General features: G+C 47.9%; 28 protein-coding genes. 9 read left to right on the forward strand and 19 right to left on the reverse strand.

Going from position 1 to position 24168, the window contains the following annotated elements:
• Window positions 1–68: 68 nt before the first annotated feature.
• The 17 genes from rpsQ to slyD form a co-directional block, all read right to left on the reverse strand.
• Window positions 69–323 (reverse strand): 30S ribosomal protein S17, encoded by a 255-nt coding sequence (rpsQ, locus tag OOK74_RS10085; protein WP_001280802.1) that lies wholly within the window; start codon window positions 321–323, stop codon window positions 69–71.
• Window positions 323–514: a 50S ribosomal protein L29 gene (rpmC, locus tag OOK74_RS10090; protein WP_020329480.1), complete on the reverse strand. Its 192-nt coding sequence runs from the start codon at window positions 512–514 to the stop codon at window positions 323–325. Before rpmC ends, rpsQ begins: the two co-directional genes overlap by 1 nt.
• Window positions 514–924: a 50S ribosomal protein L16 gene (gene rplP / locus OOK74_RS10095; protein WP_000941216.1), complete on the reverse strand. Its 411-nt coding sequence runs from the start codon at window positions 922–924 to the stop codon at window positions 514–516. Before rplP ends, rpmC begins: the two co-directional genes overlap by 1 nt.
• Before the next feature lie 11 nt (window positions 925–935).
• Window positions 936–1637, reverse strand: a complete 702-nt coding sequence (gene rpsC, locus OOK74_RS10100) for a 30S ribosomal protein S3 (protein WP_000529940.1) — start codon at window positions 1635–1637, stop codon at window positions 936–938.
• 19 nt (window positions 1638–1656) lie between these two features.
• Window positions 1657–1989 carry a 50S ribosomal protein L22 gene (gene rplV / locus OOK74_RS10105; protein ID WP_166015013.1) on the reverse strand — a complete coding sequence of 111 codons (333 nt, stop codon included), beginning with the start codon at window positions 1987–1989 and terminating at the stop codon, window positions 1657–1659.
• Window positions 1990–1999: 10 nt separating this feature from the next.
• The gene (gene rpsS, locus OOK74_RS10110) at window positions 2000–2278 is read right to left on the reverse strand and encodes a 30S ribosomal protein S19 (RefSeq protein WP_001138114.1); all 279 of its coding nucleotides are present in this window, start codon (window positions 2276–2278) and stop codon (window positions 2000–2002) included.
• A 20-nt stretch (window positions 2279–2298) separates the two neighbouring features.
• A complete protein-coding gene (gene rplB / locus OOK74_RS10115) occupies window positions 2299–3123 on the reverse strand; it encodes a 50S ribosomal protein L2 (protein ID WP_166014259.1) in 825 nt (274 codons plus the stop codon).
• Between the two features lie 16 nt (window positions 3124–3139).
• Window positions 3140–3442, reverse strand: a complete 303-nt coding sequence (gene rplW / locus OOK74_RS10120; protein ID WP_166014258.1) for a 50S ribosomal protein L23 — start codon at window positions 3440–3442, stop codon at window positions 3140–3142.
• Complete coding sequence (rplD, locus tag OOK74_RS10125) at window positions 3439–4041, reverse strand: 50S ribosomal protein L4 (RefSeq protein ID WP_166014257.1); 603 nt, start codon at window positions 4039–4041, stop codon at window positions 3439–3441. Before rplD ends, rplW begins: the two co-directional genes overlap by 4 nt.
• Before the next feature lie 16 nt (window positions 4042–4057).
• Window positions 4058–4687: a 50S ribosomal protein L3 gene (gene rplC, locus OOK74_RS10130; RefSeq protein WP_166014256.1), complete on the reverse strand. Its 630-nt coding sequence runs from the start codon at window positions 4685–4687 to the stop codon at window positions 4058–4060.
• Between the two features lie 14 nt (window positions 4688–4701).
• Entirely contained in the window at window positions 4702–5013 is a 312-nt protein-coding gene (gene rpsJ / locus OOK74_RS10135; RefSeq protein ID WP_001181007.1) for a 30S ribosomal protein S10, read from the reverse strand.
• A 418-nt stretch (window positions 5014–5431) separates the two neighbouring features.
• Entirely contained in the window at window positions 5432–6175 is a 744-nt protein-coding gene (rlmB, locus tag OOK74_RS10140; protein ID WP_277206537.1) for a 23S rRNA (guanosine(2251)-2'-O)-methyltransferase RlmB, read from the reverse strand.
• Window positions 6176–6182: 7 nt separating this feature from the next.
• Window positions 6183–8648: a ribonuclease R gene (gene rnr, locus OOK74_RS10145; RefSeq protein ID WP_278182721.1), complete on the reverse strand. Its 2466-nt coding sequence runs from the start codon at window positions 8646–8648 to the stop codon at window positions 6183–6185.
• 400 nt (window positions 8649–9048) lie between these two features.
• The gene (motX, locus tag OOK74_RS10150; protein WP_274722656.1) at window positions 9049–9684 is read right to left on the reverse strand and encodes a flagellar protein MotX; all 636 of its coding nucleotides are present in this window, start codon (window positions 9682–9684) and stop codon (window positions 9049–9051) included.
• A gap of 208 nt (window positions 9685–9892) precedes the next feature.
• Window positions 9893–11191: an adenylosuccinate synthase gene (locus OOK74_RS10155; RefSeq protein WP_166014252.1), complete on the reverse strand. Its 1299-nt coding sequence runs from the start codon at window positions 11189–11191 to the stop codon at window positions 9893–9895.
• 127 nt (window positions 11192–11318) lie between these two features.
• Entirely contained in the window at window positions 11319–12281 is a 963-nt protein-coding gene (locus tag OOK74_RS10160; protein ID WP_278182722.1) for an isoaspartyl peptidase/L-asparaginase family protein, read from the reverse strand.
• A 175-nt stretch (window positions 12282–12456) separates the two neighbouring features.
• On the reverse strand, window positions 12457–13059 hold the full coding sequence (gene slyD / locus OOK74_RS10165; protein WP_166014250.1) for a peptidylprolyl isomerase: 603 nt from the start codon (window positions 13057–13059) through the stop codon (window positions 12457–12459).
• A gap of 236 nt (window positions 13060–13295) precedes the next feature.
• Here slyD and OOK74_RS10170 point away from each other — a divergent pair, with 236 nt between their 5' ends.
• The 4 genes from OOK74_RS10170 to crp all read left to right on the forward strand — a co-directional run bounded on the left by OOK74_RS10170 (window position 13296) and on the right by crp (window position 17408).
• A complete protein-coding gene (locus OOK74_RS10170) occupies window positions 13296–15221 on the forward strand; it encodes an ABC transporter ATP-binding protein (RefSeq protein ID WP_278182723.1) in 1926 nt (641 codons plus the stop codon).
• 138 nt (window positions 15222–15359) lie between these two features.
• Complete coding sequence (locus OOK74_RS10175; protein WP_278182724.1) at window positions 15360–15569, forward strand: YheU family protein; 210 nt, start codon at window positions 15360–15362, stop codon at window positions 15567–15569.
• 94 nt (window positions 15570–15663) lie between these two features.
• On the forward strand, window positions 15664–16533 hold the full coding sequence (locus OOK74_RS10180; protein ID WP_278182725.1) for a phosphoribulokinase: 870 nt from the start codon (window positions 15664–15666) through the stop codon (window positions 16531–16533).
• A gap of 242 nt (window positions 16534–16775) precedes the next feature.
• Window positions 16776–17408: a cAMP-activated global transcriptional regulator CRP gene (crp, locus tag OOK74_RS10185; protein WP_000242749.1), complete on the forward strand. Its 633-nt coding sequence runs from the start codon at window positions 16776–16778 to the stop codon at window positions 17406–17408.
• Window positions 17409–17492: 84 nt separating this feature from the next.
• Here the strand turns inward: crp and OOK74_RS10190 are convergent, their stop codons facing one another.
• Window positions 17493–18707 (reverse strand): aspartate aminotransferase family protein, encoded by a 1215-nt coding sequence (locus OOK74_RS10190; RefSeq protein WP_278182726.1) that lies wholly within the window; start codon window positions 18705–18707, stop codon window positions 17493–17495.
• A 221-nt stretch (window positions 18708–18928) separates the two neighbouring features.
• Window positions 18929–19522 carry an aminodeoxychorismate/anthranilate synthase component II gene (locus tag OOK74_RS10195; RefSeq protein WP_274722634.1) on the reverse strand — a complete coding sequence of 198 codons (594 nt, stop codon included), beginning with the start codon at window positions 19520–19522 and terminating at the stop codon, window positions 18929–18931.
• A 401-nt stretch (window positions 19523–19923) separates the two neighbouring features.
• Here OOK74_RS10195 and OOK74_RS10200 point away from each other — a divergent pair, with 401 nt between their 5' ends.
• The 5 genes from OOK74_RS10200 to OOK74_RS10220 all read left to right on the forward strand — a co-directional run bounded on the left by OOK74_RS10200 (window position 19924) and on the right by OOK74_RS10220 (window position 24168).
• Complete coding sequence (locus OOK74_RS10200) at window positions 19924–22230, forward strand: type I restriction-modification system subunit M (protein WP_278182727.1); 2307 nt, start codon at window positions 19924–19926, stop codon at window positions 22228–22230.
• 208 nt (window positions 22231–22438) lie between these two features.
• The gene (locus tag OOK74_RS10205) at window positions 22439–22618 is read left to right on the forward strand and encodes a hypothetical protein (RefSeq protein WP_278182728.1); all 180 of its coding nucleotides are present in this window, start codon (window positions 22439–22441) and stop codon (window positions 22616–22618) included.
• A gap of 14 nt (window positions 22619–22632) precedes the next feature.
• On the forward strand, window positions 22633–22773 hold the full coding sequence (locus tag OOK74_RS10210; protein ID WP_278182729.1) for a hypothetical protein: 141 nt from the start codon (window positions 22633–22635) through the stop codon (window positions 22771–22773).
• Window positions 22766–23989 (forward strand): restriction endonuclease subunit S, encoded by a 1224-nt coding sequence (locus OOK74_RS10215; RefSeq protein WP_278182730.1) that lies wholly within the window; start codon window positions 22766–22768, stop codon window positions 23987–23989. Before OOK74_RS10210 ends, OOK74_RS10215 begins: the two co-directional genes overlap by 8 nt.
• Entirely contained in the window at window positions 23986–24168 is a 183-nt protein-coding gene (locus OOK74_RS10220; RefSeq protein WP_278182731.1) for a DUF1016 N-terminal domain-containing protein, read from the forward strand. Before OOK74_RS10215 ends, OOK74_RS10220 begins: the two co-directional genes overlap by 4 nt.

A 24168-nucleotide genomic window follows, 5' to 3' on the forward strand; every position in this document is an offset into this window, starting at 1 on the left:
TTGGGTAGTCAAAAAACAAGCGGCCCCAAAAATAATTGGAGCCGCCTGAATTGCGAGAAAAGGAGAGATTAAATCTTCGCTTTTTCTACAATTTTCACCAAAGTCCAAGACTTAGTCTTAGACAGTGGACGACATTCACGAATTTCAACGGTGTCGCCAATGCCACACTCGTTGTTTTCGTCATGTGCGTGTACTTTAGTCGTGCGCTTAACGAATTTACCGTAGATCGGGTGCTTCACCATGCGCTCGATAGCAACAACGATAGACTTGTCCATCTTGTCGCTAACAACACGACCTAGTTGAGTACGAATTTTGTCGCTCATTATGCGCCTGCCTTCTCAGTCAAAACAGTTTTCACACGTGCGATATCACGGCGTACAGCTTTCAGAGTATGAGTTTGCTGCAGCTGACCAGTCGCAGCTTGCATACGCAAGTTGAACTGCTCTTTCAGCAAATTCAGTAGCTCAGCGTTCAGCTCTTCAACGCTCTTTTCGCGTAGATCTTGTGCTTTCATCACATCACCTGCTTAGTTACAAATGTAGTCTTGAATGGCAGTTTACGAGCCGCTAGGCGGAACGCTTCACGCGCCAATTCTTCAGGTACACCATCAACTTCGTACATAACCTTACCAGGTTGGATTTGGGCTACCCAGTACTCAACGTTACCTTTACCCTTACCTTGACGAACTTCTAGTGGTTTTTCTGTGATTGGTTTGTCTGGGAACACACGGATCCAGATTTTACCTTGACGCTTGATATGACGCGTCATAGCACGACGTGCCGCTTCGATTTGACGAGCAGTCAGACGACCACGGCCAATAGCTTTAAGACCAAAGCTACCGAAGCTGACTTCAGTGCCTTTCGCTAGACCACGGTTACGACCAGTCTGAACCTTACGGAACTTAGTACGTTTAGGTTGTAGCATCTGTCGACTCCTTACTTACGGCCTTTACGCTGCTTCTTAGGCTTGTCAGCCTTTGGCTCTGCAGCTTCAGTTGCTGCTGGCATTCCGCCTAGGATCTCACCTTTGAAGATCCAGACTTTCACGCCGATTACACCGTAGGTGGTGTGAGCCGAAGAAGTTGCGTAATCAATGTCAGCACGTAGAGTGTGTAGAGGTACGCGACCTTCACGATACCACTCTGAACGAGCAATTTCAGCGCCGCCTAAACGGCCACTTACTTCCACTTTGATACCTTTAGCGCCTAGACGCATTGCGTTTTGTACCGCGCGCTTCATCGCACGACGGAACATTACGCGACGCTCTAGTTGAGACGCGATGCTATCAGCCACAAGCTGACCATCCAGCTCTGGCTTACGTACTTCAGCGATGTTGATTTGCGCTGGTACGCCAGCAATTTTTGCTACTGCTGCACGCAGTTTTTCAACGTCTTCGCCTTTTTTACCGATAACAACACCTGGACGAGCAGTGTGAATAGTCACACGGATGCTCTTCGCTGGACGTTCGATAACGATGCGTGACAGAGACGCGTTTGCCAATTCCTTAGACAGGTATTGACGCACCTTGAAGTCGCCGTCTAGGTTGTCAGCGAAATCTTTGGTGTTAGCAAACCATGTAGCATTCCAAGGCTTAACGATGCCTAGACGAATACCATTTGGATGTACTTTCTGACCCATTGCTTACTCTCCTAGTCTCTTAGCGATCTGCGACAACCACAGTAATGTGGCTTGAACGCTTCAAGATACGATCCGCACGGCCTTTAGCACGAGGCATAATACGCTTCATGACTGGGCCCTCATCTACGAAGATTTTAGCGACACGTAGATCGTCGATGTCTGCACCTTCGTTGTGCTCTGCGTTCGCGATTGCAGATACCAGAACTTTCTTAATCAGTTCAGCCGCTTTTTTGTTGCTGAAAGTCAGAAGTTCTAGTGCTTGATCCACAGATTTACCGCGGATTTGGTCTGCAACTAAGCGAGCTTTCTGAGGAGAAATACGAGCAAAGTTATGTTTAGCGATAGCTTCCATCATTTACCCCTTATTTCTTCTTAGCTTTCTTATCCGCAGCATGACCGCGGTAAGTACGAGTAGGTGCAAATTCGCCCAATTTGTGACCGATCATTTCGTCAGTTACGAAAACTGGAACGTGTTGACGACCATTATGGACAGCGATGGTCAAACCGATCATTGTTGGAATGATCATTGAACGACGGGACCAAGTCTTAATAGGCTTTTTGTCTCCGCTTTCCACCGCTTTCTCTACCTTCTTCAGCAAGTGTAGGTCAATAAATGGACCTTTCTTGAGAGAACGTGGCATGGCTTATCCTCTTAAATAGATTACTTATTACGACGACGTACGATGTACTTGTCAGTGCGTTTGTTACTACGTGTCTTGTAGCCTTTAGTTGGTACGCCCCAAGGAGATACAGGGTGACGACCACCAGAAGTACGACCTTCACCACCACCGTGTGGGTGGTCAACCGGGTTCATTACCACACCGCGAACGGTTGGACGAATACCACGCCAGCGCGCAGCACCAGCTTTACCCAGTTCACGCAGCATGTGCTCAGAGTTGCCTACTTCACCGATCGTTGCACGACCTTCAGACAACACTTTACGCATTTCGCCAGAACGTAGACGGATAGTTACATATGAACCGTCACGAGCTACCAGTTGCGCGTACGCACCTGCAGAACGAGCCAACTGTGCACCTTTCCCAGGAGTTAATTCAACGTTATGGATAGTTGAACCAACAGGGATGTTGCGCATTGGCATTGCGTTACCCGCTTTAATCGGCGCATCAGGGCCAGATTGGATAACGTCGCCCGCTTTCAAACCTTTTGGTGCGATGATGTAACGACGCTCACCGTCTGCGTACAGAACTAGAGCGATGTTTGCGCTACGGTTTGGATCGTATTCTAGACGCTCAACTTTCGCTGGGATACCGTCTTTAGTACGTTTGAAGTCAACCAAACGATAGTGTTGCTTGTGACCACCACCGATGTGACGTACTGTGATACGACCGTTGTTGTTACGACCACCGTTCTTAGAGTTTTTCTCTAGAAGAGGTGCGTATGGCTTACCCTTGTGCAGGTCAGCGTTAACAACTTTAACAACGTGACGACGACCAGCCGAAGTCGGCTTACATTTAACAATAGCCATTTTTCAACTACTCCTGTTATTCCGCGCCGCCAACGAAGTCAAGATCTTGACCTTCATTCAAAGTCACGTACGCTTTTTTCACGTCAGAACGACGGCCTTGGCGTACACCTTGACGCTTGGTCTTACCCTTAAGGATCAGGGTATTTACAGACTTAACTTCAACTTCAAATAGCTTTTCTACAGCTGCTTTGATCTCTTTCTTAGTGGCATCTTTTGCTACTTTGAAAACGATAGTGTTCGCTTTCTCTGCAGACATGGTTGCTTTTTCAGAGATGTGCGGTGCACGTAGAACTTTTAGTAGACGCTCTTCACGGATCATGCCAGCATCTCCTCAACTTGCTTAACTGCAGCAGCAGTCATTAGAACCTTGTCAAATGCGATCAGGCTAACTGGGTCAATGCCCGTTACATCACGCACGTCAACTTTGTACAGGTTACGAGCAGCTAAGAACAGATTTTCGTCTACTTCGCCAGTAACGATGAGAACATCGTTCAGCTCAAGTTCTTTTAGCTTAGCTACTAGAGCTTTGGTCTTTGGAGCTTCAACTGAGAACTCTTCAACAACGATTAAACGCTCTTGACGAACTAGCTCAGACAGAATGCTCTTCATAGCACCACGGTACATTTTTTTGTTTACTTTTTGGCTGTGATCTTGTGGTTTCGCAGCAAAAGTAACACCACCTGTACGCCAGATTGGGCTACGGATTGTACCAGCACGTGCACGGCCAGTACCTTTTTGACGCCATGGCTTAGCGCCACCGCCAGAAACTTCTGAACGTGTCTTTTGAGCACGAGTACCTTGACGAGCACCTGCTGCATAAGCAACAACTACTTGGTGTACAAGAGCTTCATTGAACTCACGTCCGAAAGTAGTTTCGGAAACAGTTAGTGCGTTAGCACCTTTAACCATCAATTCCATTACTTACTCCTAGACGTTACGCTTTAACAGCTGGTTTGACGATCACGTTAGCGCCGGTTGCACCTGGGACTGCACCTTTAATCAGGAGCAGATTGCGCTCAGCGTCAACACGTACGATCTCTAGGTTTTGAGTCGTTACACGCTCAGCACCCATGTGACCTGCCATTTTCTTGCCTTTAAACACGCGACCTGGAGTCTGACATTGACCGATAGAACCAGGAGCACGGTGAGACAATGAGTTACCGTGAGTCATATCTTGGGTACGGAAATTCCAGCGCTTAACAGCACCTTGGAAACCTTTACCTTTTGATGTACCGGTAACGTCTACTTTTTTAATTTCGTTGAACAGTTCAACAGTCAGTTCAGAACCTACTGCAAACTCTTCGCCGTTTTCTAAACGGAATTCCCAAAGACCGCGACCAGCTTCTACACCCGCTTTCGCGAAGTGACCAGCTTCTGGCTTAGTAACACGGTTAGCTTTCTTAGCACCCGCAGTTACTTGGATAGCTGCGTAACCATCAGTTTCAAGTGTTTTCACTTGAGTGATACGGTTCGCTTCAACCTCAACAACTGTTACAGGGATAGAAACGCCTTCTTCAGTAAATACGCGGGTCATGCCCACTTTACGTCCGACTAGACCAATCATTCTTCTAATCTCCCTTAACCTAGGCTGATTTGAACATCAACACCAGCAGCAAGATCAAGACGCATCAGAGCATCTACAGTCTTGTCAGTTGGTTCTACGATGTCGATCAGACGCTTGTGAGTACGAATTTCGTACTGGTCACGTGCATCTTTGTTTACGTGTGGAGAGATCAGAACAGTGAAACGCTCTTTACGAGTAGGCAGTGGGATTGGACCACGAACCTGTGCGCCGGTACGTTTAGCTGTTTCTACGATTTCCGCAGTAGAAGCATCGATCAGTTTGTAATCGAAAGCTTTTAGGCGGATACGGATACGTTGGTTCTGCATAAGACAGAGCTCCAATTATAAAAAAATTACACAAACAATATCGCCACTCAAACTCGTCAGGACGAGAGAATGCCGATTGATTTATGTGAAACCGTAGTGCCACAATTGGGCACATTGTCAGCTAATGTGAATGGCTTAAATAAATAAGCTAATCGAATTAACTGCGAACATAAGCTGAGTATACATTACCGTACCTATCAATACGACAGGCTAGCTCCTCGCTGCTCATTGGTTCACAACTGGCTAAACCAGTGCGGGGAATTATACCGATCACAGTTTGAGTTGCAAGGGATGTTTGAAAAATAATCGGAATTAAATTGTGGCAGGTTGAAGACAAAGAAAAACGGCGGAGAAAAGGAAAATAGGCTAATCATTCACGGGCACTTGCATACCCGTGATATTGTATCGGTGCGGAAACTTATTGATTGGCCATGCGTTGACGCACAGCTTCAAACAGGCAGACACCACATGCCACCGAGACATTGAGGCTTGAAACACTACCCGCCATCGGGATTTTGATCAGATCATCGCACGTCTCACGAGTGAGACGGCGCATACCATCCCCTTCGGCTCCCATCACGATGGCTAGTGGCCCACTCAATTTACTTTGGTAGATATCATGAGTGGCTTCCCCCGCCGTACCAACAAACCACACCCCTTTTTCCTGCAGAGCGCGCATGGTACGTGCCAAGTTAGTCACTCGAACCAATGGTACGGTTTCTGCGGCACCACAAGCGACCTTGCTGACCGTCGCGGTCAGTGGCGCGGATTTATCCTTGGGCACAATCACTGCAGCGACACCTGCCGCGTCAGCATTGCGCAAGCAAGCCCCAAGATTATGAGGATCGGTCACGCCATCAAGCACTAACAGTAATGGCTGTTGATGTTGAGCAAGGATATCATCCAGATCATTTTCATTGAGTTGCCGCATGGCTTTCACCCGCGCAATCAAGCCTTGGTGATTGGCACCTTCCGCTTTGTCATCAAGTGCTTTACGACTCATCTCTTGAATCGAGATCCCAAGACGCGTCAATTCATTGAGCACTGGTAGCAAGCGATCATCCTGACGGCCTTTTAGTACATACGCTTCGATAAAGCGCATTGGATCGCGTTGTAATACTGCATTCACCGCATGGATGCCGTAAATCAATTCGTTACTCATGTTCTACCTATTTGGTTTTTTCTCGTGCCTTGCTGGTTTTCTTACCCGCTTGGTTTTTACGTTTTTTCGGCGCTTTGGTTTTTTTGGTTTTGGTAGCCGCGGGGCCATCTGGATGGCGTGTCGCTTCTAGCTTAGGTTGTACCGCTGATTTTACTGGCGCCTTAGCCCGACCGCCTTTGCTCGCGGCTTGCTTTTTACCCTGAGCTTTGGCCCTTGCCTCTTCGGCACGCTTTTTGGCGGTTTTACCTTGGCCGCGTAGCTTACGACTTGTTTCGACCAATTCAAAGTCTATTTGACGATCATCAAGGTTGACGGCCAATACTTTCACTTTCACGGCATCACCGAGCCGATAAATAGCACCAAAACTTTCCCCAACTAAACGTTGACCGATCGGATCATAGTGGTAGTAATCGTTAGCTAACGTCGAAATATGTACTAAGCCGTCAATATGCAGATCGCTCAAGCGTACAAAGAAACCAAAACTGGTCACGTTGGCAACGACACCATCGAGCTCTTCACCCACATGGTCTTGCATATATTCACATTTGAGCCAATCAGCGACTTCACGAGTCGCATCATCAGCACGCCGCTCAGTCATCGAACACTGCTCACCATAAAAATGCATATCATCAAATGAATAATGATAGCCGCCGGTTGGGGTCCAACGATCTTGATTACGCCCTTCTTGTTTGGCGATCAAATACTTGATTGCACGATGCAGCAGTAAGTCTGGGTAACGACGAATCGGTGAGGTAAAGTGTGCGTAACGTTTTAAAGCCAAACCAAAGTGACCAGCATTAGCACCGTTATATACCGCTTGCTTCATCGAACGCAGTAGCATGGTTTGGATCAGTTCTTTATCTGGTCGCTCGCCGATTTGCTTCATCAAATTCGCGTAATCGGTCGGCGCGGGCTCTAATCCCCCGGCTAGATCAAGGCCTAATTCACCCAAGAAACTTCTGAATCCAGTTAAACGCTCTTCACCTGGCGGCTCATGGATACGATACAGCGCTGCCTCTTTGGCTTTCTCCACCAACGAAGCTGATGCGATATTAGCTAAGATCATGCACTCTTCAATCAGCTTATGGGCATCGTTACGCACCACAGGTTCGATGCTGTCAATTTTACGCTGTGAATTAAAGATGAATTTGGTTTCCACCGTTTCAAACTCAATCGCACCACGCTCATCACGTGCATCTTTGAGTACCTGATACATTTTGTGCAGCTCTTGCAGATGAGGTACTAGTTCTTGATAGCGCTCACGCAGCTCTTCATCGCCTTCGAGGATTTCGTGCACTTTAGTGTAAGTCAAACGCGCGTGCGAATTCATCACCGCTTCATAGTGCTTGTAACCAGACAGTTTACCTGTCTCGGAGATGGTCATTTCACACACCATACACAAGCGATCGACTTGTGGGTTGAGCGAACAAAGACCATTGGACAACACTTCCGGTAGCATAGGAACCACTTGTGATGGGAAGTAGACTGAGTTACCGCGATTAATCGCCTCTTTATCCAGTGCGCTATCTGGGCGCACGTAATAACTTACATCGGCAATCGCCACCCATAGGCGCCAGCCACCACCTTTTTTCGCTTCACAATAGACCGCATCATCGAAATCTCGCGCATCTTCACCATCAATGGTGACCAGCGGTAAAGCACGCAGGTCAACGCGACCTTGTTTAGCTTGCTCCGGTACCTCTTCTGCCAGCCCTGCGACTTGCTGTTCAACTTCGGCTGGCCACTCATGGGGAATTTGGTGGGTACGGATCGCAATCTGAATTTCCATCCCAGGCGCCATATTTTCACCGAGCACTTCGACCACTTTACCCATCATGCCGCGATTGCGAGTACCGCGATCAGTGATCTCAATCACCACTACGTTACCCATCCGCGCACCGACACGTAATTCGTCAGGGATCAAAATATCATGATGGATCCGCGAGTCATCCGGCACCACATAGGAGTAACCGTGTTCAAAAAAGAAACGCCCAACAATTTGGTCATTACGCGGTTCCAAAATGCGCACCAAGCGCCCCTCTTTACGGCCTCGCTTATCGGTACCACTTGGCTGCACCAACACAAAATCACCATGGATCAGCGAACGCATCTGGTGATGTGGGAGTAAAATATCACCTTCTTTATTAAGGCTTCCTTCTGGGCGTACCCAGCCATGCCCATCTTTGTGGCCAATGACGTAACCTTTCACCATCTCTAATTTTTCAGGCAAGGCGTAACATTGACGACGAGTAAATACCAGTTGACCATCACGTTCCATGGCTCGCAAGCGACGGCGCAACCCTTCGTACTGTTCTTCGCCGGCCAGTTTTAGCGCTTCGAACAGATCGTTGCGATTCATCGGAACATTAGCTTGAGTTAAAAATTCCAGAATGAACTCACGACTTGGAATTGGATTGTCATAGTTGTCGGCTTCTCGATCCGCAAATGGATCAAGGTGTGTGGTGTCAGACATAGGCAGACCTGCTTATCGAGGGGTATAGGTTATATCCTAATGCTTTGTCACAATGAACAACTAACGACAACGCACAGAACTGACTCATCATGCTATTTAATGTGATCTATATCAAATTTAAATGATGAATCAGCAAGATTTATGATCGGCTTCGAGCCAATCAGCCAAGTGAGGCTGATGGATAGTAAAATAGGTGAATCCCGCTTGACGACAGCGAGAGCTTAATCGGCTAAATCAACGATATTGCTGACTGACCAATCCGTGATATGCATTACACCCAAACAGCTTGGAGTTGCAGGTAGGCGGCAAGCGAGTGAGCCCCCATGAGCATAGGCAAGCTATGTGATTGAAGTGAACCAACCTAGCCAACACCGCTACCGCTTCAAGTAGCAAGGGGATATCACCAAAACGTTTCTCTGCGCTTAGCGCGCGCGATGATATTTTCCGGCATACGCCGCTCTAAACCTTGGCGCAGGAGAGCGATACGATGGTGAGTCCGCTGATCCGCAGTTACCGAATTATACAGCCAACGATACGCATCTTCGTAATCTCGCGGGCTGCCGTAATCACGCAATAACAGCTCGGCCAGTTGAATACGTGCATTTAGATTACCCATTGCCGCCGCTTCGCGTAGATAAGGAATTGCGCGCTGTTTATCTTGCTGGACTAACGTACCACGCGAGTAATAACGTCCGAGCTGCTCAAGTGCGGCAGGCAATCCTTGATGGGCTGCATTTTCCATATAATACAGGCCAAGCTCAACATCCTGTTCGACACACACTCCCCACGCTAGCATATCGCCATACAGAAATTCATAAGCAGGCAGACTGATACGCGTCGCACGCGCAACAATATCTTCCACAATCTGGCAATGATCCGCTTTTACACGCTCAAGATGCTTATTTTGTTCAATCAGTTTGATTAGCTCAGCTTCCGAATAGATAGGCACTGGTTCTCCTAAATCCTCAGCATAAGCAGGATTGTAGCAGGAGTACCATGCAAGCAATAAGGAAGCGGCTAGCGTTCGTAGCTTCATATCCGCACTCTTACATAACACCGGTAATCGTTACGCGCAGCATTGCACGCGGACTCGGTTTGCTTTCTATATCGGCATTTTATGCGATCGCTTTAGCCCCGTTTACCGTTTTGCGGCAACTTTTTGCCACCGATGCACAGCATACCGCTGACAGTATGGCAAAAAAAAGCCGACTCAATGAGTCGGCTGCGATTTTTTTCTCTCAAGATCACACGCTAAATGGGTGAACTTTGATGATAGTTTCGTTGCGGTCTGGACCAGTAGAGATGATGTCAACAGGAACACCGGTCAGCTCTTCAATGCGCTTGATGTAATCCAGTGCAGTCTGTGGCAATTCAGCCAAAGTTTTTGCACCGAAGGTCGTTTCAGACCAACCAGGCATGGTTTCAAAAATTGGCGTTACACCTTCGAATGCATCTGCAGCCATTGGTGAAACTTGCGCAATTGAACCATCTGGCATTTGATAACCAGTACAGATCTTGATTTCTTTCAGACCATCAAGAACGTCAAGTTTAGTCAGACAGAAACCTGTTACTGAGTTAATTTGAATTGCACGGCGCATCGCCACGGCATCAAACCAACCACAACGGCGCTTACGGCCCGTGGTTGCACCAAATTCATGACCTTTAGTGCCTAGGTGGTCGCCCACTTCGTCAAACAATTCCGTTGGGAATGGACCTGCACCAACACGAGTACAATATGCTTTGGCAATACCTAAAATATAACCCAAGTGACGAGGGCCAAAACCAGAACCAGCGGCTACACCACCAGCAGTGGTATTGGAAGAGGTGACATATGGGTAAGTACCGTGGTCGATATCAAGTAGGGTGCCTTGTGCGCCTTCGAACATGATCTTATCGCCACGCTTACGCGCTGCATCCAGTTCGTCAGTCACGTCAATCACCATCGACATCAACAATTCTGCATAACCTTGCACTTGCTCCAGTACCGCTTGGTAACTGACCGGTTCTACTTTGTAGAAATGCTCCAGTTGGAAGTTATGATATGCCATTACTTCTTGCAGTTTGTCAGCAAAAGAAGCCATATCGAATAGGTCACCAACACGCAGACCACGACGAGCCACTTTGTCTTCGTATGCAGGACCGATACCACGACCCGTAGTACCAATCGCTTTCTTACCACGAGCAACTTCGCGCGCTTGGTCAAGCGCAATGTGGTATGGCAAGATCAGGGGGCAAGCTTCAGAAATGAAAAGACGCTCACGAACAGGTACACCACGCGCTTCGAGACCAGACATCTCTTTGAGCAGCGCATCTGGTGACAGAACCACACCGTTACCGATAATGCACTTCACGTTGTTGCGAAGAATACCGGATGGAATCAAGTGAAGAACGGTTTTTTCACCGTCGATTACTAGTGTGTGACCTGCGTTATGTCCGCCTTGGTAGCGAACCACGTATTTTGCATCTTCAGTTAAAAGGTCTACGATTTTACCTTTACCTTCGTCACCCCATTGGGTGCCAAGAACGACTACGTTATTACCCATCTTTCCAAGTCTGATTGCTAGTTAAAAAAGGATTCTAGCACCGAATGTGAATCGTTGCAGTCATTTTTTAAGCATCAAAAATTCATATAAAACAGTCTTGAAAATCCATTCAGTTATTAGCGCGCAATTATTGGTCGGCGTAAATGTTGACACTCAATTGCCCATGTCGATCAATACTGGCGCAATACATTACAGCACCGCTCGTCGCAAAGTGAACGTCGCCACTGGCATTGATTGCAATTAAACCCACTTCGCTAGTAAGGCTTTTCAGCTCGCCTTGCAGCACACTTTGACATGCGGTCTGCACATCTTGTTGCAGATAACGCATGCGGGCAGCAATATCACTGGCCACCGAATAACGCAGCAAATATTGGTCCGTCCCGGTACATGAAATTGCCACATTACCATTTTCAGCAAGCGTACCCGCCCCCATCAGCGCCGCACTTCCAACTCGCCCAACCGGTTGATTAGCAACGCCACCAGTACTGGATGCCGCAGCTAAATTCCCCCATTGATCGAGCGCAACCGCACCGACCGAGCCAGATTGTTGCACCACGAGATGTTGACTTGGCGAGAATGGTTCAGTCGCATCGCAAAGCGCTAAATCCGTTTGTGGCTTGAGACTCTGGAGTTGCTCATAACATCGCTCAGTGAAGAAATAATCCTGCTCGGTATATTGGTGTCCTTGTTGAAAAGCAAACTGCTCAGCCCCTTCACCGCTCAAAAATGCCTGCGGGCTATCACGCAGCACATCACGCGCAAGCTGAATCGGATTTTTAATATGACGCACCCTAGCAATCATTCCCACCGCACGCTCGGCACCATGCATCACTGAGGCATCCATCTCAACCATCTCATTATCAGTCAATGCCGACCCTTTGGCGGCATTAAACAGTGGTGAGTCTTCCAATACCGTCACGGCCGCCACCACTGCATCTAACGCATCAGTGCCTTGCACTAACAATTGATGTCCGGCACGCACAGCTTGCTCTAATGTAGTGAGAATTTCAGCACGTAACGGGGCATCGATTTGTGCAGATAACACGCTGCCAACACCACCATGAATGGCGATCGCAATAGGATGACTCATAACCAGTTTCTCCAACGGTATACCACGCATCATGGTGGTATGGGACTTAAGGCGTAGTCTATCGATAAAAAGCAAAAAATCAGCCACAAAAAAAGCGCTAACCGGATCGCGGTGAGCGCTTTGCCAATAGACCTGACTAGACCAATCTGTTATCAGCTAGTCGGCTGCTTAACACTTAGTGTGAACCGCAGCTACCGCCGCCACAGCAGCCTTCTTTTTTACCATGACCGTGATGGTCGTGATCGTGGCCTTCGCCACCACAGCAACCGCCTTCATGATCGTGGTCATGATCATGACCACCACAGCAGCCACCTTCTTGGTGAATATGACCGTGTGCCATCTCTTCTTCAGTAGCTGCGCGTACCGCGACAACTTCAACACTGAAAGTCAGTGATTGACCAGCCAGCATGTGGTTACCATCAACCACCACTTCATCACCATCAACTTCAGTGATTTCAACTGGGATCGGGCCTTGATCGGTATCGGCCAAGAAACGCATACCCACTTCCAACTCATCAACACCTTGGAACACATCCGCAGGAACACGTTGCACTAAGTCAGCATTGTGTTCGCCATACGCATCTTCCGGTGCAATCGTTACGGTAAACTTATCGCCCGCCACTTTGCCTTCTAGCTCACGCTCAAGACCTGAAATCAGGTTATTGTGACCGTGCAGGTAATCCAGTGGTGCTTCAACCGTAGACTGATCCACTACCACGCCATCTTCGATAGTCAATTGGTAAGCAAGACTTGCTACCGTGTTTTTTTCAATTTTCATAACTGCTCCAGGGAGGTTGTCTCTCGACGGCCAAATACCCGCCAAAAGAAGAAAGTTGTCGATATTATGAAGATCACACGCAGAAACTCAATTACTCCGGCTTAAAAATTCCCATCATCGACGGATCGGCATGCTGACTCGGCGCAATCATACCCGAATCGGTATAATGATCGACTTTTATCCTTATTCCACCTACTATTCCGAGCGCAAATTCAACCGGCGATAAACGATTTTTTATGATTACCTTTTCTGATATTCAGCTACTGCGCGGCGGTAAACCCCTCCTTGAGCACGCTTCAGCCACCATTCATCCCGGCGATAAAGTCGGTTTAGTCGGTAAAAACGGCTGTGGTAAATCAACCCTGTTTGCATTGCTGAAAGATGAACTCTCAATTGATGCGGGATCGTTCAGCCAACCCGCCTATTGGGAATTAGCTTGGGTAGCGCAAGAAACCCCAGCCCTAGATCGCACCGCACTGGAGTATGTGATTGATGGTGATCGCGAATATCGCGAGCTAGAACGTCAATTAGCTGAGGCGGAAATGGCCGATAACGGCACGAGAGTGGCGGAGCTGCACGGCAAAATCGAGATGGTCGGTGGTTATAGTATTCGTGCTCGCGCCTCAGAGCTGCTGGACGGCTTGGGCTTTTCACAACCACAGATGAGCTGGAATCTGACCCAATTTTCCGGTGGTTGGCGAATGCGTTTAAACCTGGCACAAGCACTGATTTGCCGCTCAGATTTACTGCTGCTCGATGAGCCGACCAACCACTTAGATTTGGATGCGGTAATGTGGCTCGAACGTTGGTTACAAAGCTATCCTGGTACGCTGATCCTGATTTCCCATGACCGAGACTTCCTCGACCCAATCATCAACCGGATTGTGCATATTGAGAATCAGACCTTAAACGAATACACCGGTAACTACTCATCCTTTGAGCACCAACGCGCGCAAAAAATGCTCCAGCAACAAGCGGCCTATCAAAAGCAGCAAAAACAGATGGCGCACATGCAAAGCTATATTGATCGCTTCCGCTATAAAGCGTCGAAAGCTCGCCAAGCACAAAGCCGACTCAAAGCGTTAGAGCGGATGGAAACCGTGCTGCCAGCCCAATTTGATAACCCGTTCAGTTTTGAATTTCGTGAGCCAGCCGCGCTACCGAACCCGATCCTGATGATGGATCAAGTGGCGGCGGGCTACGGCGATAACTTAATTCTGGAAAAAATCCGTTTGAATTTGGTGCCCGGCAGCCGCATCGGTTTGCTTGGCCGTAACGGAGCCGGTAAATCAACCTTGATCAAACTGCTCTCTGGGGATCTGAAACCACAATCGGGTGACTGCAGCTACTCGCAAGGGGTAAAAATTGGCTACTTTGCCCAGCATCAGTTAGAAACCCTGCATCCGGAAGAGACGCCACTGCAACACATGATGCAAATCGCCCCCGATAAAAATGAGTTAGAGCTACGTAACTACTTAGGCAGCTTTGGGTTTCATGGTGAAAAAGCCCTCGAAAAAGTTGCGCCTTTCTCTGGCGGTGAAAAAGCCCGTTTAGTGCTGGCACTGATTGTATGGCAAAAGCCCAACCTACTGCTGCTCGACGAACCGACCAACCATCTGGATTTGGATATGCGTCAGGCGCTGACTTTAGCGTTGCAAAGCTATGAAGGCGCAATGGTGATCGTCAGCCACGATCGCTACTTACTGCGCGCCACCACCGATGATCTCTATTTAGTGCATGATCACCAAGTTGCGCCATTTGATGGTGACTTGAATGACTACTACAAATGGCTGACCGATCAGCAAAAAGCCGAACGCAAAGAAACCCAAACTAGCAGTAACACCAACAGCACCAACAGCACCAACAGCGCAGCGGCCAAAAAAGAGCAAAAGCGCCGTGAAGCCGATTTTCGTAAGCTCACCGCGCCAATTCGCAAAAAACTGACCCAGTTAGAAAATAAACTCGACCAACTGAACCAACAAGTCGGCGAAATGGAAAACCAGTTAGCGGATAGCGCCCTGTACCAAGTCGAAAATAAAGCCACCCTGACTGAGGTGTTGGCCAAACAAGCGGCCGCCAAATCCGAGCTAGAGCAAGTCGAACTAGCCTGGATGAGCGAACAGGAAATCTTAGAAGAGATGGAACAGCAATTTAACGCTTAAAGCACGCTAGCGCACAAACCGCCTAACCCCGACGCTGGTTATCTCGCTGGACCACTTGATGGACAGCGAGATAGCACAGACACTCGGCAACCTATTCGGTGAAAGCCGAGCAATCTGTTATCAAATCAAGAGGTATTGATGATCATCCCCTGGCAACAAATTGCGCCAGCAACACTCGACAATTTGATCCGAGAATTTGTGCTGCGTGAAGGTACAGATTATGGCGATATAGAAGTGTCACTGGAGGACAAAATAGCCCAAGTACGCGTTCAATTACAAACTGGGCAAGCGGCAATCGTCTATTCCGAATTGCATGAAAGCGTCGATATTAAATGCCAACCATTTTAACTCAGCAGTGACGACAACCTTGACCGTGCTATAGTCATTGAGCAACGGGAGCCAAGTGGGCACCCAATTCAAGGACTTAAGGACAAGGTTTGTCATGTCAGCTAAACACCCCATCATTGCGGTGACCGGCTCTTCCGGTGCCGGCACTACCACCACCTCAGAAGCGTTTCGTAAAATGTTCAATATAATGAACATTAAACCAGCATGGGTTGAGGGAGACAGCTTTCATCGCTTCACCCGCCCGGAAATGGATAGTGAAATCCGCAAAGCCCGCGAACAAGGTCGCCATATCAGCTATTTTGGTCCGCAAGCCAACGACTTCTCAGCGCTAGAAGAGTTCTTTCGTCAATATGGCAAAAGCGGCACCGGCCAAGTTCGCCGCTACTTGCATTCGTTTGACGAAGCCGTGCCATACCATCAAATCCCAGGCACCTTTACCCCTTGGCAAGCGCTGCCAGAAAACTCAGATGTGCTGTTTTATGAAGGCTTACACGGTGGTGTGGTTGATGGCGCAGTCAATGTTGCACAGCACGTTGATTTTCTGATTGGTATGGTGCCGATTGTTAACCTTGAGTGGATCCAGAAATACGTGCGTGATACCCGCGATCGTGGTCATTCACGTGAAGCAGTGATGGATTCGATCGTCCGTTCAATGGATGACTACCTCAACTTCATCACCCCACAATTTTCACGCACCCATATTAACTTTCAACGGGTACCGACCGTCGATACCTCCAACCCGCTCAACGCGAAAGGCATCCCAACCTTGGATGAGAGTTTTGTAGTGATCCGCTTCCGTGGCATTAAAAACGTTGATTTTCCATACCTATTGGCGATGATTGATGGCTCATTTATGTCACGCCATAACACCATCGTTGTGCCCGGCGGCAAGATGAGTTTTGCGATGGATTTAATTGTACGCCCACTGCTGCAGCAACTGATTGAAACCGGAAAAATTGGCTAGCTCCGACCAGTTATGAATGCTTACTTTTCATACCGTGATCATGTGCACATTTTTGCGTAGCAAATCAGGTCAGTGACACGATTAAAATCAAGAAATCATTTTGGAAAGACGCTACTATTCTCAATCGAAACATAAGAGAGCTTGCAGCACTAGGTAACACCTTTTATTCTAGTAAACCCAATTGAGGCTTCGCTAAAATATGGATAGCGGCAAGCGTACCCTGCAGAGGAAGTGAGATAATTATGGTTCTAGGTAAACCTCAAACCGATCCAACACTAGAGTGGTTTCTTTCACATTGTCACATTCATAAGTACCCATCAAAAAGCACACTGATCCACGCGGGTGAGAAAGCGGAAACGCTGTATTACATCGTTAAAGGTTCAGTCGCGGTACTGATTAAAGATGAAGAAGGTAAAGAGATGATCCTCTCTTACCTAAACCAAGGTGATTTCATCGGTGAACTGGGCCTCTTTGAAGAAGGCCAAGAGCGTACCGCTTGGGTTCGAGCTAAAACACCTTGTGAAGTGGCTGAAATCTCATTTAAGAAATTCCGTCAATTGATTCAGGTTAACCCTGATATTTTGATGCGCCTTTCAGGTCAAATGGCTCGCCGTCTGCAAGTCACTAGCCAAAAAGTGGGTGACTTGGCGTTCTTAGACGTCACCGGTCGGATTGCCCAAACTCTGCTCAACCTAGCACGTCAACCTGATGCTATGACCCACCCTGATGGCATGCAGATCAAAATCACCCGTCAAGAGATTGGTCAAATTGTTGGCTGTTCACGTGAAACCGTTGGCCGCATCCTCAAGATGCTAGAAGAGCAAAATCTGATCTCTGCTCACGGTAAAACTATCGTGGTGTACGGTACTCGCTAACTGTTGCGTGATCACCAGATCGATAAAAAGAGCCACCCTTTGCATTGGGTGGCTCTTTTTTTAGTTTAGTGTATCAGCGGATGACTAACCAACCAGCGTGGCGATAGCGCTATCTAAACGCGCCATCCCCTCGGCAATCTCTTGCTGACTAATGATTAATGACGGAGTAAAACGCACCACACTCGCTCCCGCCATCAAGACCAGCAAACCCTGCTGACCGGCAGCTTGCAGAATATCTCGTGCACGGCCCTGCCACTGTTCATTCAACACCGCCCCCAGCAATAAGCCTTTACCGCGCACTTCTTGGAATAGGTGATATTTTTGATTAATTTTTGCCAACTCCGCACGCATCCACTGCTCACGCTGCCGAACGCCAGCCAAAATATCTGGCTGGGACACAAAATCGACCACCGCTTCCGCCACCGCGCACGCTAATGGATTGCCACCATAAGTCGAACCGTGCACACCAACCTGCATATGTTGCGCAATTTTCGCCGTGGTCAAAATCGCACCAATCGGGAAACCACCACCAAGCGACTTGGCGGTGCTAAGAATATCCGGCGTGATCCCTAACCCTTGATAGGCATAAAAATCACCGGTGCGACCATTGCCAGTTTGTACTTCATCAAAAATCAGCAGCGCATGGTGTTTGTCACACAATTCGCGTACCGCTTGCACAAATTCGCCGCTGGGCGCAATAATCCCGCCTTCGCCCTGCAGCGGTTCCATCATCACCGCGCAAGTGCGATCAGAAATTTGTGCTTGTAACGCCGCCAGATCATTATAAGGCAGATGCACAATATCGCCCGGTTTAGGCCCAAAACCATCCGAATAGGCCGCTTGACCACCGACCGAAACGGTAAACAAAGTGCGACCATGAAACCCTTGATTAAAAGCAATGATTTCCGATTTTTCAGCGCCATACACATCCGCCGCATAACGACGAGCCAGTTTCAGGGCCGCTTCGTTAGCTTCCGCCCCCGAGTTAGCAAAAAAGACCTTTTCAGCAAAACTGACTTGAGTGAGTTTTTTGGCTAAACGCAGCGCTGGCTCATTGGTCATGATATTACTCAAATGCCATAGCTGATTGGCTTGATGGGTTAAGGCTTCAACCATCACTGGGTGGCAATGCCCCAAGCAACTCACCGCAATCCCACCAGCGAAATCGATATACTCCGCTCCGCTTTGATCCCAAACTCGTGCCCCACGACCTTTGACTGGGATAAACTCCATCGGGTTATAGCAAGGTACCATTACCTCATCAAACCAACTCCGATCGACACTCGCTTCCATCATCATTAACCACTCCCTTGCAACACTGCGCCACTAATGATTACTTATGCAATAAAAACGTTTTTTTATGAAGCTTTTTTTTATGAAAAATTGAAAATAGCTCAGAAAACGAAGCACTATACCCAAACAACTTGGAGTTGCAGCTAGGAGGCAAGTGAGTGAATCCCCATGAGCATAGGTAAACTATGTGATTGGGGTGAAGGAACGTAGCCAACACCACTGCAGCCTCAAGTAGGAAGGGTATCGCGCCGTAAGAAATTGGCCAACAACTGGTGACCCTGCTCGGTTTTAATCGACTCAGGGTGAAACTGCACTGCTTCTAGTGCTAGGCTTTTATGTTGAAAGCCCATGATTTCATCAACACGACCATCACTGAGCTCTGTCCATGCGGTTAGCTCAAAGCACTCCGGTAGCGTCTCATTTTTCACCACCAATGAGTGATAGCGAGTCACGGTCAGTGGATTATTCAGTCCAGCAAATAAGCCTTGTCCGCTATGGCGGATCAGCGAGGTTTTACCGTGCATCACCTGACGTGCGCGCACCACTTGACCACCAAACGCTTGCGCCATCGCTTGGTGCCCCAAACAGACACCTAAAATCGGTAGCTGGCCAGCAAAATGCTCAATCGCCGCCAGCGAAATGCCCGCCTCATTTGGGGTACAAGGCCCGGGAGAGATCACCAAATGGCTCGGCGCTAAAGCCTCAATACCATCGAGATCAATCTGATCATTGCGCACCACCTTAACCTTGGCCCCTAACTCACAGAAGTATTGATACAGGTTGTAAGTAAACGAATCGTAGTTATCGATCATCAGCAGCATAAAAAACCTAACTAATTGAATTGTAGAGGCATCAAAGCAGATGCTTATGATAAATAGGCTTTGATGAATAGAAATTCGTAAAATTTAAAAACGCTGACCGCGTTCCCTTATGATGATCACGTTCCTTGCGGATACAGTAATCAGGGTGTTCATCAAGTTCTACCTTGTTTTAATCTGCGTCATTTACTCATAATTTTTCACGCAACCGAGCTGACGCACACAAGCCTTGATCAGCATGACTGAAATCACGAAATGCTGCAATGCAGATGATCACACCGAAGTATCTATCAATGTACAGGTTAACATCCCAAATATGACTGCATATTTTCAAATGCCTACACATTTTAGGGTAAAATCCCCACCATTACGCACAAAATTAGCCTATTAATAAAGTAGCTTTTATGACTAACAACAACTTCTCTCAGGTCGCGGCCTTTATCTGGTCTGTTGCCGATCTGCTGCGCGGTGATTTCAAACAATCGCAATACGGTCGGGTGATTTTGCCATTTACCTTGCTACGCCGCCTTGAATGTGTGCTTGCCCCAAGTAAAGAAGCTGTTGTTGCCGAGTACCATCGCATCACGCCGATCAACCTGCCGGAAGAAGCACAAGAAAAATTCCTGCTACGTGCCACCCAAACCCCAGCCAATCCAGAAGGGCTCGCATTCTTCAATATCTCGCCAATGAATTTGGCCACCATGGGGCAAAAAGACATCAAAGCTAACTTAGCAAAGTATGTGCAGTCATTTTCCAACGATGCGCGTGAAATCTTCGAGCACTTGAAGTTTGATGAGTTTGTCGGGCTGCTGGCTGACGCCGATTTGCTGTACAAAGTGGTGAAAATGTTCGCCACCACTGACCTTAGCCCGAAAACCATCTCTAACTATGAAATGGGCTTGGTGTTTGAAGAGTTGATCCGCCGCTTTGCTGAAAGTTCGAACGAAACCGCAGGGGAGCATTTTACCCCACGTGATATCGTGCGCCTCACCACCTCATTGGTCTTTATGGAAGATGATGATGCACTCAACAAAGAAGGAATTATCCGCACCATCTATGACCCGACTTGCGGTACGGGCGGCTTCTTATCCTCCGGTATGGAATATGTGCATGAGCTTAACCCTCAGGCGGTAATGCGAGCCTTTGGTCAGGAGCTCAACCCTGAGTCTTACGCTATCTGTAAAGCCGATATGCTAATCAAAGGGCAAGATGTTAGCCGCATCAAGCTGGGTAATACCCTGTCAAATGACCAACTGCCTACCGATAAGTTTGATTACATGCTCTCTAACCCACCGTTCGGGGTAGATTGGAAAAAGATCGAAGGCGACATTAAGGACGAACACGAACAAAAAGGTTTTGATGGCCGCTTTGGTGCCGGTTTGCCGCGTGTATCGGATGGCTCACTGCTGTTTTTGCTGCACTTGATCAGTAAATTACGTGATACGCGCAATACCGATAATACCGTCAGTGAAGGTGGCCGAATTGGCATTATCCTCAATGGCTCACCGCTGTTTACCGGCAGTGCGGGCAGTGGTGAAAGTGAGATCCGCCGTTATATTCTGCAAGCTGACCTGCTCGAAGCCATTGTCGCGCTGCCGACAGACATGTTCTACAACACCGGCATTGCCACCTATGTGTGGATCTTGACCAACAAGAAAGCCGCCGAGCGTAAAGGTAAGGTTCTGTTGATCAATGGTGCCGATTTGAGCTGTAAGATGCGCAAATCACTCGGCTCGAAGCGTAACTACTTAGACGAAGAAGAAATTCGCGCCATTACCAAAAGCTTCGGGGCCTTTGAAGCCAAAGAAGAACAAACCGAAAGCGGCAAGCCTCTGAGCGCCAAGCTGTTCGATACTCATGCCTTTGGCTATCGCCGACTGACCATTGAGCGCCCACTGCGTCTGTCAGCGCAAATCACCGATGCCGCCATTGAGTCTTTACGCTTTGCCCCCAAACCGCTCAATGCCGTGATGCAAGCGGTGTATACCCAATGGGGCACAACGTGGACAGACTCCACCTATGGCCAATTGGCGGATGTAGAAGCGGAAGTCCGCGCCCTGATTAAAGCTGACTTTCCTGAGCTGAAAGAAAAACAAATCAAAGAGGTATTGGATAGCAAACTCTGGCTTGGCCAGCGCATGCTGGTGGATGCAGCCCAAACGCTACAAGCGGCCTTGGGCGACAAGCTAGGCGGCAAAGCGCAACCATCGCATGACTTCAATCAGTTTGAACTCACCCTCAAAGGGGCACTGAAAACCACTGACATCAAGTTAGATGCCAAGCAGAGAAAACAGTTTATCGACGCCATTACATGGAAAAACCCAGACGCCGAACCGGTTATCAAAAAAGAGCTGAAAGAAGAGGCTCAGCCTCTGTATGGTGCATTCAGCTATAAAGGCAAAGTGGTCGAATTTGAGCAAGATGGCGACCTGCGTGATAACGAAAACGTACCATTAGACCCGAGCGTCAGCACATTAAGCCTGATTGAAAGCTATGTGAAACGCGAAGTGCTGCCCCATGTACCCGATGCATGGATTAACGCCGATAAGCGCGATGAAAAAGATAACGAAATTGGCATTGTGGGCTATGAAATCCCGTTTAATCGCCATTTCTACGTTTATCAGCCACCACGTACATTGGAAGCGATTGATGCTGATTTGGATGCAGTAAGCCGTGACATTATGCAATTGCTGCAAGAGGTACATTCGTGATCAATATGTATCGTCTAGTTGCTTCATCCCGTGTTTCTAAACGGTTTTGCCAACAATTTTACTTGACTAAAAATGACGGCGTGGCCAATAATGCGGCTAACACGCCCACCAAGCCTATGCTCTGCAAGCTCAAATTGAGTGGGCTTTTTTCTGCCTGTAATTTGCCTCAACTCGCTATTTGCTTCGCCCCACTCATGGAGGCGAACTGATGGCAACCTTTACCAAAACTGCTAAAACATTAGATGAACAAATTGCTTTGTTGCAAGAGCGTGGCCTAACCATTCGCGATCCAGAACGCGCTAAGCGTTACCTTGAAGTGATTAGCTTTTTCCGTCTTTCTAGCTACATGCGTCCTTTCCAAATCGCCGAATTTATGTGGTGTTGCTGATATTGGCGCATTTAATGAGGCAGATCAGCCCTGATAGTCAGTGGCATAACAAAGTGAAAGCCTTGGTGACAGTGATGTACAGCGTACCACTGGCACCAATGGGCTTTCCTGATAACTGGCGCACACATATTTTTTGGGGTGGTGAAGATGAGTAAATATCAGGCGTATCCAGAGTATAAAAATTCTGGTATTGAATGGTTGGGTGAAATACCTAGCCATTGGAAAACCTGCCGTTTGAAACACCTAGCATCAATTAAAAATGGGCAGGACTACAAAGTGGTTCAATCTGAGGTTGGATACCCTGTAATGGGCTCTGGAGGGCAGTTTGCATTCGCAACAGAGTTTATGTACGACAAGCCCTCGGTGCTGCTTGGAAGAAAAGGAACTATCGATAAGCCACTATATATTAATGAGCCATTCTGGACTGTAGACACTATGTACTACACTGAAATGCAGCCAGAAACAGATGCTAAGTACCTTTACTACCTCGCGACAACAATACAGTTCGCTCGCTACTCAACTAACACTGCTCTGCCGAGTATGACACAAGAGCATTTGGGTAATTACACTTTTGCTGTTCCCGTAGAAGTTAGCGATAGAACCCAAATAGCCAACTTCCTCGATCACGAAACGGCCAAAATCGACGCGCTAATCGAAAAACAACAGCAACTGATTTCGCTGCTACAAGAAAAGCGCCAAGCAGTCATTAGCCACGCCGTCACCAAAGGGCTAAACCCAGACGTACCGATGAAAGATTCAGGTGTTGAATGGTTGGGTCAAGTGCCAGAGCATTGGGTTTGTGGTCGCTTGAAAAATACTCTTCGCATTAAAAATGGGAAAGATTACAAAGACGTTGAGGTTGAAGATGGCGGCTATCCTGTTTATGGGTCCGGTGGTATTTTTAAACGTTGTTCCGCGTATTTATTTGATGGAAAATCAATTCTTTTTGGTCGAAAAGGAACTGTAGATAAGCCATTGCTCGTAGAGGGTAAATTTTGGACTGTTGATACAATGTTCTATAGCGAGCTAGAAGCATCCTGCCGTGCTGAGTTTATATTCTTTCAGTCTTTATTATTTCCATTTAGCTTGCTATCTACGAATACTGCATTACCAAGCATGACTCAAGAAGACTTGCTTGGATTAGGATTTGTTATCCCTCCGCTTACAGAGCAAGACTCAATCATTGAACATATAACTTTTAAAAAAAACCAATTCGATGGACTCGTTTTTAAGGCAGAAAGAGCAGTTCGGCTATTAAAAGAACGCCGTACCGCCCTTATTTCCGCTGCCGTAACCGGAAAAATTGATGTGCGTAACTGGCAAACCCCCGGACAATCCCCCTCCACCAGCACGGAAGAGCAGGCGCTATGACAACACCGAGCACCTTTATTGCGCAAGAGATCATTACCCTAATCCAGCAGGCCAAACAACTGACGGCCCAATTTGGCCGCGGCTGGTGCGCACAACAACTGCGCCACTGCATGAAGTTTGCCGAGTGTGATACCGATGAGCCGATTGTCTCCGCGCTGCGGAGACAATTAACGCCCTAA

This window comes from Vibrio misgurnus, from assembly GCF_029635775.1.
GTDB lineage: Bacteria > Pseudomonadota > Gammaproteobacteria > Enterobacterales > Vibrionaceae > Vibrio > Vibrio chanodichtyis.